This is a genomic window from Amycolatopsis ponsaeliensis (genome assembly GCF_030182635.1).
In the GTDB taxonomy this organism is placed as follows: domain Bacteria; phylum Actinomycetota; class Actinomycetes; order Mycobacteriales; family Pseudonocardiaceae; genus Amycolatopsis; species Amycolatopsis ponsaeliensis.
This window is the reverse complement of record NZ_JAPZLD010000020.1, coordinates 133623-147290: the sequence shown is the minus strand read 5'-3', so window position 1 is coordinate 147290 and position 13668 is coordinate 133623. Positions and strand designations below refer to the sequence as shown.

18 protein-coding genes are annotated in these 13668 nt (G+C 73.6%); 14 read left to right on the top strand and 4 right to left on the bottom strand.

Annotation, left to right across the window (positions count from 1 at the left end):
- Position 1: 1 nt before the first annotated feature.
- Positions 2 to 553 (top strand): phosphatase PAP2 family protein, encoded by a 552-nt coding sequence (locus QQ657_RS28380; protein ID WP_434056788.1) that lies wholly within the window; start codon positions 2 to 4, stop codon positions 551 to 553.
- Here QQ657_RS28380 and zapE read toward each other — a convergent pair.
- Positions 507 to 1526, bottom strand: a complete 1020-nt coding sequence (gene zapE, locus QQ657_RS28375) for a cell division protein ZapE (RefSeq protein ID WP_284745312.1) — start codon at positions 1524 to 1526, stop codon at positions 507 to 509. The genes QQ657_RS28380 and zapE overlap by 47 nt on opposite strands.
- 89 nt (positions 1527 to 1615) lie before the next feature.
- Between zapE and QQ657_RS28370 the strand changes: the two genes are divergently transcribed.
- The 11 genes from QQ657_RS28370 to QQ657_RS28320 all read left to right on the top strand — a co-directional run bounded on the left by QQ657_RS28370 (position 1616) and on the right by QQ657_RS28320 (position 8539).
- Entirely contained in the window at positions 1616 to 2353 is a 738-nt protein-coding gene (locus tag QQ657_RS28370; protein ID WP_284745311.1) for a pyrimidine reductase family protein, read from the top strand.
- Positions 2350 to 2910 (top strand): RNA polymerase sigma factor, encoded by a 561-nt coding sequence (locus QQ657_RS28365; protein ID WP_284745310.1) that lies wholly within the window; start codon positions 2350 to 2352, stop codon positions 2908 to 2910. Before QQ657_RS28370 ends, QQ657_RS28365 begins: the two co-directional genes overlap by 4 nt.
- The gene (locus QQ657_RS28360) at positions 2910 to 3323 is read left to right on the top strand and encodes an Asp23/Gls24 family envelope stress response protein (protein WP_284745309.1); all 414 of its coding nucleotides are present in this window, start codon (positions 2910 to 2912) and stop codon (positions 3321 to 3323) included. The genes QQ657_RS28365 and QQ657_RS28360 overlap by 1 nt, the downstream gene beginning before the upstream one ends.
- Positions 3324 to 3413: 90 nt before the next feature.
- A complete protein-coding gene (locus QQ657_RS28355) occupies positions 3414 to 3851 on the top strand; it encodes an Asp23/Gls24 family envelope stress response protein (RefSeq protein WP_284745308.1) in 438 nt (145 codons plus the stop codon).
- On the top strand, positions 3848 to 4111 hold the full coding sequence (locus QQ657_RS28350; protein WP_284745307.1) for a hypothetical protein: 264 nt from the start codon (positions 3848 to 3850) through the stop codon (positions 4109 to 4111). Before QQ657_RS28355 ends, QQ657_RS28350 begins: the two co-directional genes overlap by 4 nt.
- 43 nt (positions 4112 to 4154) lie before the next feature.
- Complete coding sequence (locus QQ657_RS28345) at positions 4155 to 4331, top strand: hypothetical protein (RefSeq protein ID WP_013224542.1); 177 nt, start codon at positions 4155 to 4157, stop codon at positions 4329 to 4331.
- Positions 4328 to 4678 carry an Asp23/Gls24 family envelope stress response protein gene (locus tag QQ657_RS28340; RefSeq protein ID WP_284745306.1) on the top strand — a complete coding sequence of 117 codons (351 nt, stop codon included), beginning with the start codon at positions 4328 to 4330 and terminating at the stop codon, positions 4676 to 4678. Before QQ657_RS28345 ends, QQ657_RS28340 begins: the two co-directional genes overlap by 4 nt.
- 2 nt (positions 4679 to 4680) lie before the next feature.
- Positions 4681 to 5217 carry a DUF6286 domain-containing protein gene (locus tag QQ657_RS28335; protein WP_284745305.1) on the top strand — a complete coding sequence of 179 codons (537 nt, stop codon included), beginning with the start codon at positions 4681 to 4683 and terminating at the stop codon, positions 5215 to 5217.
- Complete coding sequence (locus QQ657_RS28330) at positions 5214 to 5813, top strand: Asp23/Gls24 family envelope stress response protein (protein ID WP_284745304.1); 600 nt, start codon at positions 5214 to 5216, stop codon at positions 5811 to 5813. Before QQ657_RS28335 ends, QQ657_RS28330 begins: the two co-directional genes overlap by 4 nt.
- Positions 5814 to 5839: 26 nt before the next feature.
- On the top strand, positions 5840 to 6919 hold the full coding sequence (locus QQ657_RS28325) for an ATP-dependent DNA ligase (RefSeq protein WP_284745303.1): 1080 nt from the start codon (positions 5840 to 5842) through the stop codon (positions 6917 to 6919).
- Positions 6920 to 6988: 69 nt separating this feature from the next.
- Positions 6989 to 8539, top strand: a complete 1551-nt coding sequence (locus QQ657_RS28320; protein ID WP_284745302.1) for an alpha/beta hydrolase — start codon at positions 6989 to 6991, stop codon at positions 8537 to 8539.
- Between the two features lie 99 nt (positions 8540 to 8638).
- Here the strand turns inward: QQ657_RS28320 and QQ657_RS28315 are convergent, their stop codons facing one another.
- Entirely contained in the window at positions 8639 to 8881 is a 243-nt protein-coding gene (locus QQ657_RS28315) for a DUF2630 family protein (RefSeq protein ID WP_284745301.1), read from the bottom strand.
- Between the two features lie 83 nt (positions 8882 to 8964).
- Between QQ657_RS28315 and QQ657_RS28310 the strand changes: the two genes are divergently transcribed.
- Positions 8965 to 9342 carry a thioredoxin family protein gene (locus QQ657_RS28310; protein WP_284745300.1) on the top strand — a complete coding sequence of 126 codons (378 nt, stop codon included), beginning with the start codon at positions 8965 to 8967 and terminating at the stop codon, positions 9340 to 9342.
- Between the two features lie 63 nt (positions 9343 to 9405).
- Here QQ657_RS28310 and QQ657_RS28305 read toward each other — a convergent pair whose 3' ends face one another.
- Both QQ657_RS28305 and pruA read right to left on the bottom strand, forming a co-directional pair.
- Entirely contained in the window at positions 9406 to 10335 is a 930-nt protein-coding gene (locus QQ657_RS28305; protein WP_284745299.1) for a proline dehydrogenase family protein, read from the bottom strand.
- A gap of 11 nt (positions 10336 to 10346) precedes the next feature.
- A complete protein-coding gene (pruA, locus tag QQ657_RS28300) occupies positions 10347 to 11975 on the bottom strand; it encodes an L-glutamate gamma-semialdehyde dehydrogenase (protein WP_284745298.1) in 1629 nt (542 codons plus the stop codon).
- 124 nt (positions 11976 to 12099) lie between these two features.
- Between pruA and QQ657_RS28295 the strand changes: the two genes are divergently transcribed.
- Positions 12100 to 13653 carry a PucR family transcriptional regulator gene (locus QQ657_RS28295; protein WP_284745297.1) on the top strand — a complete coding sequence of 518 codons (1554 nt, stop codon included), beginning with the start codon at positions 12100 to 12102 and terminating at the stop codon, positions 13651 to 13653.
- Positions 13654 to 13668 lie beyond the last annotated feature (15 nt).

Here is a 13668-nt window from a genome sequence, read left to right as displayed (position 1 = left end):
GTTGCCGGCCGCGGTCTGCGGCCTGTTCGCGGTGCTGCTGGGGCTGCCGTTCGCCGGCGGGAGCACGCCCGGGGCCGTGGACGCGACGGTCGCCGGCTGGATCGCGGACCTGAGTCCCGGCGTGCTGCGGGCGCTGGTCCTGCCGACCGAGCCGGCCGTGGTGATCGCCCTCGGCGTGCTCTCCGTCGTCCTGTGCCTGCGCGCCGGACGGCGGACCGACGCCGCGCTCGCGCTCGGCGCGCCGGTGCTGGCGATCCTGCTGACGAGCTGGCTGCTGAAGCCGCTCTACGACCGGTGGAAGAACGACACCCTGGTCTACCCGAGCGGCCACACGGTGAGCCTGGTCGCGGTGCTGACCGTGCTCGTGCTCGTCACGCGCAAGGCGTACGTCGTCGTGCTGAGCGCCCTGGCGCTGCTCGCCGCGACCATCGGGCTCGTCGGGATGGGCTACCACTACCTCACCGACGTCGTCGGCGGGACGCTGTTCGCGGTCGCCGTCGTGCTGCTCACGTGGCCGGTGCGGCGTCCCGAGCCAGCGCGGTCAGCCGGCTGACCGCGCGCAGGTACTTCTTGCGGTAGCCGCCGTTCACCATCTCCTCGGTGAACAGCGACGGCAGCGGCTCACCCGAGACGACCACCGGGATCGCCCGGTCGTAGAGCCGGTCGGCGAACGCGACCAGCCGCAGCGCCACGTTCTGGTCGGGCGCCGGGTGGACGCCGCGCAGGTGCACGCGGGTGACGCCGTCGAGCAGCCGCCCGTACCGCGACGGGTGCAGGGAAGCCAGGTGCTCGCACACCGCGTCGAAGTCGTCCACTGTGGACCCTTCGTGCGCGGCGACGGACTCCTCGAGGACGTCTTCGGTGACCGGCGGCGGCGCGTCCGGCAGGCCGCGGTGGCGGTAGTCCGGGCCGTCGACGCGCACGACGCCGAACCGGGCCGACAGCGTCTGGATCTCGCGCAGGAAGTCCTCGGCGGCGAACCGGCCCTCGCCGAGCTTCTCCGGCAGCGTGTTCGACGTCGCCGCGATGTACACGCCCGCGTCCATGAGCTCCTGCAGCAGCCGCGTGACCAGCGTGGTGTCGCCCGGGTCGTCCAGCTCGAACTCGTCGATGGCCAGGATCCGGTGCTCCGAGAGCCGGCGCACGGCCTCGGCGAAGCCCAGCGCGCCGACCAGGTGGGTCAGCTCGACGAACGTGCCGTACGCCTTGGGCGACGGCGCCGCGTGCCAGGTCGAGGCGAGCAGGTGGGTCTTGCCGACGCCGAACCCGCCGTCGAGGTAGAGCCCCATCGGCCCGGCCGGCTCCGAAGACCCGCCGAACAGCTTGAAGCGCTTCTTTTCCTTGCGCGCGCCGATCTTGGCGGCGAACGCCGAGCAGGCCTCGACCGCGGCGGCCTGGCTCGGCTCGTCCGGGTTCGGGAGGTACGTCTCGAACCGGACGGCGCCGAAGCGCGGCGGGGGCACCAGCGCACCGATCAGCTCGTCGGCGCCGAGCTCGGGTCGGCGGTCCACCAGGTGCGCGGGCATGGTCGCAGAGCCTATCCGCGCGCCGCGTGCCGGTGAGCGGGCCTGTCCCCCGGTAGAGACGTGGTTCACGCCCGTGCTGGGATTGTCGCGTGCGGAGCGTGTGGCCCTCTTCGACGGGCGAACTGACCGGGGTGGACCTCGAGGAGATCTACGCGTACCCGGCGGCGGTGGACCGCCCCTGGGTGCAGGTCAACTTCGTCGCCTCGGCCGACGGCGCCGTCGAGGTCGACACGACGTCGGCGGGGCTCTCGCACGCCGCCGACCGGCGGGTCTTCCTGCTCGGGCGCGACCTCGCCGACGTGATCCTGGTCGGTGCCGGCACCGCTCGCGCCGAGGACTACCGCGGGGTCGTCGCGGGCCCGAAGCGCCTGGAACGCCGTCGCCGGCTGGGCTTCGACGGCGTCCCGCCGATCGCCGTCGTGACGCGCACCGCCGACCTCGACCCGGCGTCGCGGTTGTTCACCGAGACCGTCGTACCCCCGATCGTGGTCACCACCGAGTCCGCGCCGACCGGCGCCCTCGAAGCCGCCGGGGCGGAGATCCTGCGCGCGGGCACCGACGACGTCGACGTCCGCCGGGCGCTCGAGCTGCTCGCCGCGCGCGGGCTGCGCCGCGTCGCCTGCGAGGGCGGGCCGCGGCTGTTCGGCCGGCTCGTCGCGGACGACCTCGTCGACCAGCTGTGCCTGACCGTCGCACCCCTGCTCGTGGCCGGACCGGCGGCCCGGATCGCCGCGGGACCGGTGGCCGTGCCGCGCCGGCTCGCGCTGGCGTCGATCCTGGTCGAGGACGGCTTCACGTTCCTGCGCTACCGCCGGGACGCCGGGTGAACGACGACGCCGATCTCGTCGCCCGCGCCGCGGCGGGCGACGACGCCGCGTTCGGCGCGCTCGTGCGGCAGCACACCCCGCGGATGTACCGCGTCGCACTGCGGATCACCGGCAGCGCCGCCGAGGCCGAGGACGTCGTGCAGGACTCGTGGCTCGCCGCCTGGCGCTCCCTCGCGTCCTTCCGCCACGAGTCCGCCGTGTCGACCTGGCTCTACCGCGTGGTCACCAACAGCGCGCTCGCGCTCCTGCGGCGGCGCCGGCCCACGATCTCGCTCGACGCACCGGAACCCGACGGTCAGTCCACTCTGGACAGTGCGCTGCTCGCCGGGGCCGACCCGGGCCCCGAAGGCCACGTCGTGCGGGCCGAAGAGGTCGACGCGGTGCTGCGCGCGATCGGCCGGCTGGAGGTGTCCCAGCGCGTGCCGCTGGTGCTGCGCGAGCTGGAGGGCCTGAGCTACGAAGAGGTCGCCGACGTGCTCGACGTGAACGTCGGCGCCTTGCGCTCGCGGCTGCACCGGGCCAGGGTGGCGCTGCTCGCCGAGTTGAGGGAGCGGTGATGGCCGAGCTTCAGGATCCCGAGCGGGACCCCCGCTGGGACGCCGTGCGCGCCGCTGCCCGGCGGCACGTACCGACCCCGCCGGGGCTGGTCGAGCGCGTCCTGCGGGCCGTCGCGCGCGGCCGCCGGACCGCGGTGGAGGTGCCCGGCGAGGAAGGCAGCCTGCGCGTCACCGAAACCGTCGTCGCGCGGCTGGCCTCGGCGATCGCCGCCGAGCGGGCACCCGGCGGGGTGCGGGTTTCGGCCGTCGCGGTCGAGGACGACGCCGTGCAGGTGCTGGTGTCGGTCCGCTTCGGCGTCGCCGCCGACGCGGCCGCCGAAGCGCTGCGGCGGGAGATCACCGCGGAGCTGTCCCGCCAGCTCGGCGTCGCCACGACGGTGAACGTGCACGTCGTGGACGTCCACCCCGGCTAGCCGTTCCCCCGATCGGGGGAACTTGCGTGAGGATTGCGCCTTCGCGGGCATCGTACCGGCGAGAGACCGCCGCGAGAGGAGCCCGAACGCATGCACCCGGAACGGACCGAAAGCCCCGGCACGGTGACCCCGCTCAACGAGGAGGGCACCGCCGGCCGCACCACGATCTCGTCGGTCGTCGTGCAGAAGGTGGCCGGCCTGGCCACCCGCGAGGTCGCCGGGGTGCACGCCCTGGGCGGCGGCGGGGTGTCGCGCGCGCTCGGCGCCCTGCGCGAACGCATCCCCGGCTCCGGCACGGTCACGACCGCCGGCGTCGCGGTGGAGGTCGGCGAAAAGCAGACGGCGATCGACCTCGACGTCGTCGTCGAGTACGGCGCGCGCATCGCCGACGTCGCCCGCGCGGTGCGGCGCAACGTGATCACCGCGGTCGAGCAGATCACCGGCCTCGAGGTGATCGAGGTGAACATCTCCGTCAACGACATCCACCTGCCGGGCGAGGAAGAACCCGAATCGACGCGGGTGGAATGACCGGACGCGACACGGGCGACGCGGCGGGCCGGGCGGCCTTCCGCGCGTTCGTGCGCGCGCACCACCCGGACGTGGGCGGCGATCCGGCGGAGTTCGCGGCCGGGCTGGCCCGGTTCCGGGCCGGGGAACCGGCCACCACGGAGTCCGAAGTGGACGACCGGCGGTACGACGCTCCGGTGAGCTTCGTCGCCCGCCGTCGTCGGCTCGCCGGCGCCCTGGCGAGGTTCCGCCGCCGTCGCCGCCCGCCCCGCGTGCGCTGACGGCGCCCCGCTTTTCCTGTTTCGAGCCGTCCAAGGAGGACATGTGAACGCAACGCAGACCGGGCTCCTGGCCGGGCTGATCCTCGGCCTGGCCGCGACCCAGGGGTTCACCGCGTTCCTGGTGACCCTGGCCGTCGGCATCATCGGCCTGGTCGCCGGCCGGGTCCTCGACGGCGAGCTCGACCTCGGCGAGCTCTTCGGCAAGGGCCGCGACAAGTGAGCCGCGTCCTGGACGTCCCGCGCGAGCTCGCCGAACCGGCCGAGCGCGGCACCCTCACCGTCGGGCACGCCGTGGTGCGCAAGGTCGCCCAGCACGCCGCCGACCAGGTCCCGGGCACCACCCGGGACGGCAAGAAGGGCGCCAAGGCCAAGGTCGGCGGTCTCGACAACGACGTCGACCTCGCACTCGACCTCGCGCTGCAGTACCCGGCGCCGGTGCGGACGGTCGTCGACGTCGTGCGGGAGAAGGTGACCGACGAGGTCGAGCTGCTCACCGGCTACCACGTGCGGACCCTGGCCGTGACGGTGTCCGCGCTCCTGCCGGACGTGCCGCCGAGGGTGCGGTAGCCGTGCGCCCGCTCGTCCGCCTGCTGTCCACCCTGCTCGCCCTGGCCTTCGCGGCCGCCGGCGCGCTGCTCGCGCTCGAAGTCGGCTGGCACTGGTGGCGTCCCGGTGCGGGCCCGCTGCTGGTGCCGTGGCCGCGCTGGCAGGCCGAGCTGGCGTCGCTGGGCTGGGACGCCTACGCGGTCCGCGTCGGCGCCGGCGTGGTCGCCGCCGCCGGCCTGGTCCTGCTGCTCTGCGCGCTGGCCGCCGGGAGCCGCGCGATCCGGCTCACCGACCCGGCGAACGACGTGAGCGTCTCGACGTCGCCGCGCTCGCTGGCCCGGCTGGTCGGGCTCGCCGTGCGCGCGCAGGACAACGTCGCCGGCGCGACGGTCACCGCGAGCGCCCGCCGCGTCCGCGTCCGGGCGAAGAGCACCCTCGAAACCGAGGGCGAGCTGCGGCCGCGCCTGCTGGCGACGGTGTCCGCGCTGCTCGACGACGTCCCGCTCGTGCGACGGCCGAAGGTCTCGGTCGTCGTCGACTCCCCCAAGGACCGCCGATGACCAAATCAGCCGCCGCGAAGGCGCTTTCCCGGTCGTACACGGGCGAACGCACGCTCGCGTTCCTCGTCGGGCTGCTGGCCCTCGCCGGCGGGGCGCTCGCCCTGGTGGTCGGCTTCGGCGTGCTCGGCGAGTTCCGCGGCCGCCGCCCGCTGCTCGACCCGATGGCCCTCGACTGGCTCGGCGGCCACGCCACGCCCGCCCGGATCGTCGCGATCGTGCTCGGCGTCCTGCTGCTCGTGCTCGGCCTGCGGGGGACGCTGCGCTCCCTGCGCCCGGAGCCGCGGCCCGACGTGGACCTCGACCGCACCGAGGGCGCGGAGCTCGTCGTCACCGCCGCCGCGATCTCCGGCGCGGTCCAGGCCGACGCGGAACAGCTCGACGGCGTGAGCCGGGCCCGGGTCCGCGCGGTCGGCTCGCGGACGTCTCCGGCGTTGCGCGTCACGCTGTGGCTGCACGAGGGCACCGACCTCAAGGGTGTCTGGGAAGACCTGGACGCGCGGGTCCTGACCAGGGCGCGCGAGTCGCTCGGCCTCGACGTCCTGCCCACCGCCGTCCGCCTCGAACTCGACACGAGCGCGGCGAAACGCGTGCGCTGAGCGGCGACTTTCCGCAGAATGCCCGCATGCCCCTACCGCTGCGGCCGCCGCTGAAGCCGATGCTCGCCAAGCCCGCGAAGGCCATCCCGGACTCCGGGGGCCTGCTGTTCGAGCCGAAGTGGGACGGCTTCCGCTGCATCGTCTTCAAGGACGGCGACGAGCTGTACCTGCAGTCCCGCGCGGAAAAGCCGTTGAACCGGTACTTCCCGGAAGCGGTCTCGCGGCTGCTGGAGATCCTGCCGCCGCGGGTCGTGCTGGACGGCGAGCTCGTCGTCGCGCGCGGCGGGCGGCTGAACTTCGACGCGCTCACCGAGCGGATCCACCCCGCGGAAAGCCGGATCACGCTGCTGGCGGCCGAGCAGCCCGCCGAGTTCGTCGCCTTCGACGTGCTCGCGCTCGACGACGAGTCCCTCCTGGACGAGCCGACGTCGGCCCGGCGTGAGCGGCTCGTCGAGCTGGCCGGCGACCGGTTCCCGCTCACCCCGGCGACCACCGACGCGGCCACCGCGCGGCACTGGTTCGAGCTGTTCGAGGGCGCGGGCCTCGACGGCGTCATCGGCAAGCCCCTGGACGAGCCGTACACGCCGGGCAAGCGCGTCCTGCACAAGTACAAGCACCTGCGCACCGCCGACTGCGTCCTGGCCGGGCTGCGCTGGCACGTCGACGGCGGGCCCGGCGAACTCGTCGGGTCGTTCCTGCTCGGACTCCACGACGAAAAGGGCGTGCTGCACCACGTCGGCACCGTCGGGTCGTTCCCCAAGGACCGCCGCCGCGAACTCGCCGAAGAGCTCGCGCCGCTGGTCACCGACGGCGAGGACCACCCGTGGGGCGGTCGCGCGCAGGGCGAAGGCCAGCGCATCCCCGGCGGCATCACCCGCTGGCGCGCGACCGAGCACGAATGGGTGCCGCTGCGGCCCGAGCGCGTCGTCGAAGTCGCCTACGAGAACACCGAAGGCGGGATGCCGTCGCGGTTCCGGCACAACGCGCGGTTCAAGCGGTGGCGCCCCGACCGCGAGCCCGCGTCGTGCGACTACACGCAGCTGGAGGAACCGGCCCGCTACGACCTCGACGCCGTGTTCCGCGGCCAGGTCGTGCGGACCCGCTAACCCGCGTCCCACACCGGCCGTGCGAAGCTCGGCGGTGCAATGCCTGTGATCGACGTGAGGACCTCGCCCGTGCGCCGCCGCCGTTCCCGTCTCCTGGTCGCGCTGCTCGCCCTGGCCTCCGCCGCGGGCTGCGCCGCGGGGCCGTCGGTCCGGCCGGCCCTGGTCGAGAACGACGGCAAGACGACGGCCGCCTCGCCGAGCGGCACGCCCGCCGTGCCGCTGCCCCCGCTGGGCGAACCGCAGTCGCCGACGCTGCGGTGGGCCGACTGCGACGACGACACCCGGCAGCGGATCGGCACCCCCGCCGTCCCGGACACGCTGCACTTCACGTGCGCCCGGGTCACCGCGCCGCTCGACGCGCCCGGCGAGGCCCGGCGCTCGGTGGTGCGGCTGCTGGCGCTGAAGGTCGGGTCCGGGCCGGTGCCGCTGGTCGTGGTCAACGACGTCGACGGCGAACCCGGCACGGTCTACGCCGCGCGGCTGGCGGCGACGCTGCCGCCGGCGTTCCTGGAGAAGTTCTCGCTGATCGGCCTCGACCGGCGCGGCACCGGGCTCTCCGGCGCCGTCCAGTGCGTGCCCCCCGAGATCCGGCACGACCTGATCGACGCCGACCCGGCCCAGGGCGACCTGCAGGACGTGCTGGACGCCGCGCGCAAGGCCGGGCAGCAGTGCGCGATCGAGCTGGATGACTCCCAGACCGCGCTGGACAGCTGGCGCACCGCCGGCGACCTCGACGAACTGCGCAAGCAGCTGGGCATGGAACGGCTGACCGCGCTCGGCCGCGGCGACGGCTCGAAGGTCCTCGCCGAGTACGCGGTGCGCTTCCCCGGGCAGGTCGGCCGGATGGTGCTCGACGGCGTCCCCGACCCGGGCGCGGACACCGCCGCGGTGCTGGACGCGGTCGCCGCCGGCGCCCAGTCCACGTTGGACGCCTTCGCCACGGACTGCGCCGCGCGCAAGTGCACCCTCGGCGACCCGAAAGCCGCCCTGGCCACGCTCACCGGGCAGCTGCGGCAGAACATCGCGCCGTTGACCGACGACGGCGTCGCGTTCGGGCCGGGGGTGGCGATGTTCGCCGTCTACTCGGGACTGGCGCAGCGGTCGCGGTGGCCGGAGCTGGCCGACGCGATCGCGGCGGCGCGCTCGGGGAACATCGCGCCGCTGGCGGCGTTCGCCACGCCGGCGCTGCACGACTCGCGCGCGCAGCCGTCCCGGCTCGACGCCACGATCGCGACCCGCTGCAACGACAGCCAGACGCGGCTCTCGGCGGATCAGCTCGACCAGGTCGTGGCCGGGATGCGGGCGAAGTACCCGCAGTTCGGCGCGGTCGTCGCCCAGCAGCTGGCCTGGTGCGGGCCGTGGCCGGTGCGGACCGAGCCGCTGCCGCCGGCGGGCGGGCCGGGCGCCCCGCCGATCCTGGTCGCGGCCACCGCGGCCGACCCGGTGACGCCCCAGCTCGGCAGCACCCGCGCGGCCGACCAGATGCCGTCCGCGGTGACGATCACGTGGCAGGGCGCGGGCCACGGCGCGGTGGGCACGTCCCCGTGCGTCACCGACGCGACCCGCGCGTTCCTGATCGACGGCAAGATCCCCGCCGACGGCACCCTCTGCCCCGCGTAACTCGCGTGTTCAGAGCCGGAACTCGCGTGATCGGAGCCGTAACTCGCGAGATCCGACTTCAATCACGCGAGTCACGTGCTCGATCACGCGAGTTACGGGTTACTGGCGGTAGGACTCGACCTCGGAGACCGGGCGGGCCGTGGCTTCGTCCGGGTTCTCGTGGAACTCCGTTTTCGCGCGCCGCTGCCGGAGCAGGTCCCAGCACTGGTCGAGCTGCTGCTCGACCGTGGTGAGGCGATCCTTGTCGCCGCCGCTCAGCCCGACGCCGACCGAACGCGACCGGAGCTCGTGCTCCTCCGCGATCAGCTCGTCGATCCGGCCCAGGATTTCGCCGTCGGCCATGAGTTCCTCCTCGTACGGTTGCTCGGTGCAGACGCTACCCCGGCCCCGGGAATTCCCGCCGCACCCACTTCGTTGACCAGGGCATGAGCACCGTTGAGCTGACTGCCGAGAACTTCGACCAGACGGTAAACGACAACGAGTTCGTCCTGATCGACTTCTGGGCGAGCTGGTGCGGCCCGTGTCGTCAGTTCGCGCCGGTCTACGAAAAGGCCTCCGAGAAGCACGATGACCTCGTGTTCGCGAGCGTCGACACCGAAGCGCAGCAGCAGCTCGCCGCCGCCTTCGACGTCCGCTCCATCCCGACGCTGGCCATCATCCGCGACAAGACGCTGATCTACGCCCAGCCGGGCGCGCTGCCCGAGCCCGCCCTCGAAGAGCTCATCAAGCAGGCTCGCGAGGTCGACATGGACGAGGTCAAGCGCAAGGCCGCCGAAGCCGAGGCCGAGGCCGAACAGGCCTGACCTACCTGCCGTTAAGGCCACCTTACGGGCGTCTGACGCCCGTAAGGTGGCCTTAACGGCATTTCAGGAGCGGGTGGCGAGCCCGCGCAGGAAGAACGCCAGGTTGGCCGGACGCTCGGCCAGCCGGCGCATGAAGTAGCCGTACCACTCGTCGCCGTAGGGCACGTAGACGCGCATCCGCGACCCGCCGGCCGCGATCCGCCCCTGCTCCTCCGGCCGGATGCCGTAGAGCATCTGGAACTCGTGGTCGTCGTCCCGGCGCTCGTTCTCGATCACCAGCGCGGCGGCGATCTCGATCATCCGCGGATCGTGCGACGCCACCATCGGATACCCGGACCCCGCCATCAGCACGCGCAGGCAGCGGACGTAGGACTTGTCCACTTCGGACTTCTCCTGGAACGCCACCGACTCCGGCTCGGCGTACGCGCCCTTGCACAGCCGCACGCGCGAGCCCGGCCCGGACAGCTCCCGGCAGTCCTGCTCGGTGCGCCGCAGGTACGCCTGCAGCACCGCGCCCACCCACGGGTACTCGCCGCGCAGCTCACGCAGGATGCCGAGCGTCGAGTCCGTGGTGGTGTGGTCCTCCATGTCGAGCGTCACGGTGGCCCCGACCGCCTCGGCCGCCGCGCAGATCTTCCGCGCGTTCTCCAAGGCGACGTCCTCGCCGTTCGACGGCAGGAACTGCCCCACCGCCGACAGCTTCACGGACACGTCCGCCCCCGAAGCGAGCCCTTCCGAGGCCAAGGCCGAGAGCACTGCCTCGTAGGCCGCCACCGTCGACGCGGCCTGCGCGGCGTCGGTGGTGTCCTCGCCCAGGTGGTCGAGGGTGATCCGCCGGCCGTCCGCGGCCAGTTCCCTGGCCACGCGGACGGCGTCGGCGGTCTCGGACCCGGCGACGAACCGGCGCACCACGGATCGCGTGGCGGGCACCGCTTCGACGAGCCGCCGGATGCCCTTCGAGCGGGCGGCGGCGAGCAACGGAGCGCGCAACATGACGGACCTCCTCAGCCCTGGTGCGGGTAGCGGACGCTGGTCGGCGGGACGAACGTCTCCTTGATCGAGCGCGGGCTGGTCCAGCGCTGCAGGTTGAAGATCGAGCCGGCCTTGTCGTTGGTGCCCGAGGCCCGCGCGCCGCCGAACGGCTGCTGGCCGACGACGGCCCCGGTCGGCTTGTCGTTGACGTAGAAGTTGCCCGCGGCGAACCGCAGCGCCTCGGACGCCTTCGCCACGGCCGTGCGGTCGTTGGCGATGATCGCGCCGGTCAGCGCATAGGACGCCGTCTCGTCGACCAGCTTCAGCACCGCGTCGAAGTCGCCGTCTTCGTAGACGTGCACCGACAGGATCGGGCCGAAGTACTCGGTCGAGAAGATCTCGTGCTTCGGGTTGTCCGAGACGAGGATCGTCGGCTGGACGAAGAAGCCGTCTTCGTCGTCGGCGGTGCCCCCGGTGAGGACCTCCACCGAAGCGTCGCCCTTGACGCGGTCGAACAGCTCCGCGTGCTTGGTGAACGCGCGCCGGTCGATCACCGCGCCGCCGAAGTGCGACAGGTCGGTGACGTCGCCGTAGGACAGCGCCTCGGTCTCCGCGACGAGACCGTCCTTGACCTGGTTCCAGACGCTGCGCGGGACGTACGCGCGCGAAGCGGCGGAGCACTTCTGGCCCTGGTACTCGAAAGCGCCGCGGACGAGCGCGGTGCGCAGGACGTCGACGTCGGCGGACGGGTGCGCGAGCACGAAGTCCTTGCCGCCGGTCTCGCCGACCAGCCGCGGGTAGGAGCGGTACCCGGCGATGTTCGCGCCGACCGTGCCCCACAGGTGCTGGAACGTCGCGGTCGAGCCGGTGAAGTGGATGCCGGCCAGGTCGCGGTGGGTCAGGGCGACCTCGGAGACGGCCTTGCCGTCGCCCGGCAGCAGGTTGATGACGCCCGGCGGCATGCCCGCCTCTTCGAGCAGCCGCATGGTGAGGTGCGCGGCGAACGACTGCGTCGGCGACGGCTTCCACAGCACGGTGTTGCCCATCAGCGCGGGCGCGGTCGGCAGGTTGCCGGCGATCGCGGTGAAGTTGAACGGCGTGATCGCGTAGACGAAGCCTTCGAGGGGCCGGTGCTCCAGGCGGTTCCACACGCCCGGCGAGCTGATCGGCTGCTCGGTGAGGACGCGGCGGCCGAACTCGACGTTGAAGCGCCAGAAGTCGGCGAGCTCGCAGGCGGCGTCGATCTCGGCCTGGGTCGCGGTCTTGGACTGGCCGAGCATGGTGGCGGCGTTGAGCGTGGCGCGCCACGGGCCGGTCAGCAGGTCGGCGGCGCGCAGCAGGATCGCGGCGCGGTCGTCGTAGGACAGCGCACGCCACTCCGGAGCGGCCTTCGCGGCGGCGGCGATGGCGTCGGTCGCGTCCTGCTGCGTCGCGCTGTGGATGGTGCCCAGCACGTGACGGTGGTTGTGCGGCTGGACGACCTCGATTTTCTCGCCGCCGCCGGGACGCTGCTCGCCCCCGACGGTGACCGTGAGGTCGACGGGTTCCGCCTGGCCCAGCCGCTTGAGCGCACCCTCGAGTTCCGCGCGCTCAGCGCTGCCCGGCGCATACGTCAGCACCGGCTCGTTCTTCGGGGCGGGGGTCTGGGTCACGGCGTCCACGGCGGCTCCTCTGCCTTTCCTGCTGCGTCTGGATGCCCCGAACGGTAACCCCGGACACGTCGTGGCGGGTTGTCCAACCGGCTAAAATCGCCCGTATGATCTTGGCTGATCGGATAACCCCGAGGTGACCTCGCTGCGACACGTGCTCGCGACGCTCGGAGAGCCGCTCGTCGAGGTCGTCGTGGCCCCGCACGGCCTCGGCGTCCCGGTCGGCGACGTCGTGATCCTCGACCCCGAAGACCCCTTGGAAGCCGGCCCGGGCGACCTGGTGCTGGTGATCGGCGCGCGCGGCCGGGCGGCGGCGCCCGCGATCCGCGCGGCCGGGCGCGGCGGGGCGGCCGCGGTGGCGGTCAAGGGCGCGACGGGCGCCGACGTCGCCGCCGACGCGGGCATCGCGCTGCTCACGGTCGGTGCCGAGGCGCGCTGGGAGCAGGTGGAGTCGCTGGCGCGCGGGGTCGTCGAGGCGGCGCGCGCGGGGGGCGAAGCGGCCAGCGGCGAGGTGCTCGGCGACCTGTTCGCCCTGGCCCAGACGATCGCGACGCTCACCGGCGGCCTGGTCAGCATCGAGGACACGGCGAACCGCGTCCTCGCGTACTCCCGCGCGGGCGACGAGGTCGACGAGCTGCGGCGGCTGTCGATCCTCGGCCGCGAAGGCCCCGAACGCTACCTCGCGATGTTGCGCGAATGGGGCGTCTACCAGCGGCTTCGCGCCGGCGAAGGGATCGTCCGGATCGACGAGCGGCCCGAGCTGGGCATCCGCCGGCGCATCGCGGCGGGCATCCACGCGGGCAAGCAGCCGCTCGGCACGATCTGGGTCCAGGAGGGCGCCCAGCCGCTCACCGAACGCGCCGAGACGGCCCTGCTCGGCGCGAGCCGCACCCTCGCGCCGCAGCTGATCCGCGCCCGCACGCTGCCCAGCCCCGAGCTGCGGCTGCGGGAAGACCTCCTCGCGAGCCTGCTGGAAGGGCGGCTGGACGCGGAGTCCGTCGCGGACGACATCGGCGCGGACCCCGCCCGGCCGGCGCAGGTGCTCGCGTTTTCCTTGGAGCGATCGGACAACCGGCAGCTGCGCCGCGCCGAACTGGTGCACCTGATCGCCGTCCACACGGCGGCCTACCGGCGCAGCGCGCTGGTGAGCGTGATCGGCGGCCGCGTCTACGCGCTGCTGCCGGACCTGCCCGAGCACTCGGATGCGGCGGTGCTGGCGCTGGCCAAGGAGATCGTCGGCACGGCGCGGCGGCACCTGGACGTCCCGGTGCGGGCGGCGCTCGGCGGCGTCGTGCCGCGGCTGTCGGACGCGGCCGCGTCCCGGGGCGACGCCGACCGCGTCCTGGCGGCGATGGTCCGCGGGCACTGGCCGGCCGACGTCGCCTCGCTGGCCGACGTCCGCGCGGAGGTGCTGCTGTCGGAGGTGCTGGCGTTCCTGGGCGGGCAGCCCCGCATCCGCGACCCGCGGCTGACGTCGCTGGTGGAGCACGACACCGAGCACGGCGGGATCCTGGTCCCGGCGGTGCTGGCGTGGCTAGACGCGTTCGGCGACGTCCGCGCGGCGGCCCGGCTCCTGAACATCCACCCCAACACGGTCCGCTACCGCGTCCGGCGCGCCGCCGAAGTGTCCGGAGTGGACTTCGCCGACCCGGCCCAGCGGATCCTCACTCAGCTGCAGCTGCGGCTCTGACCCTGCTAGCTTCGC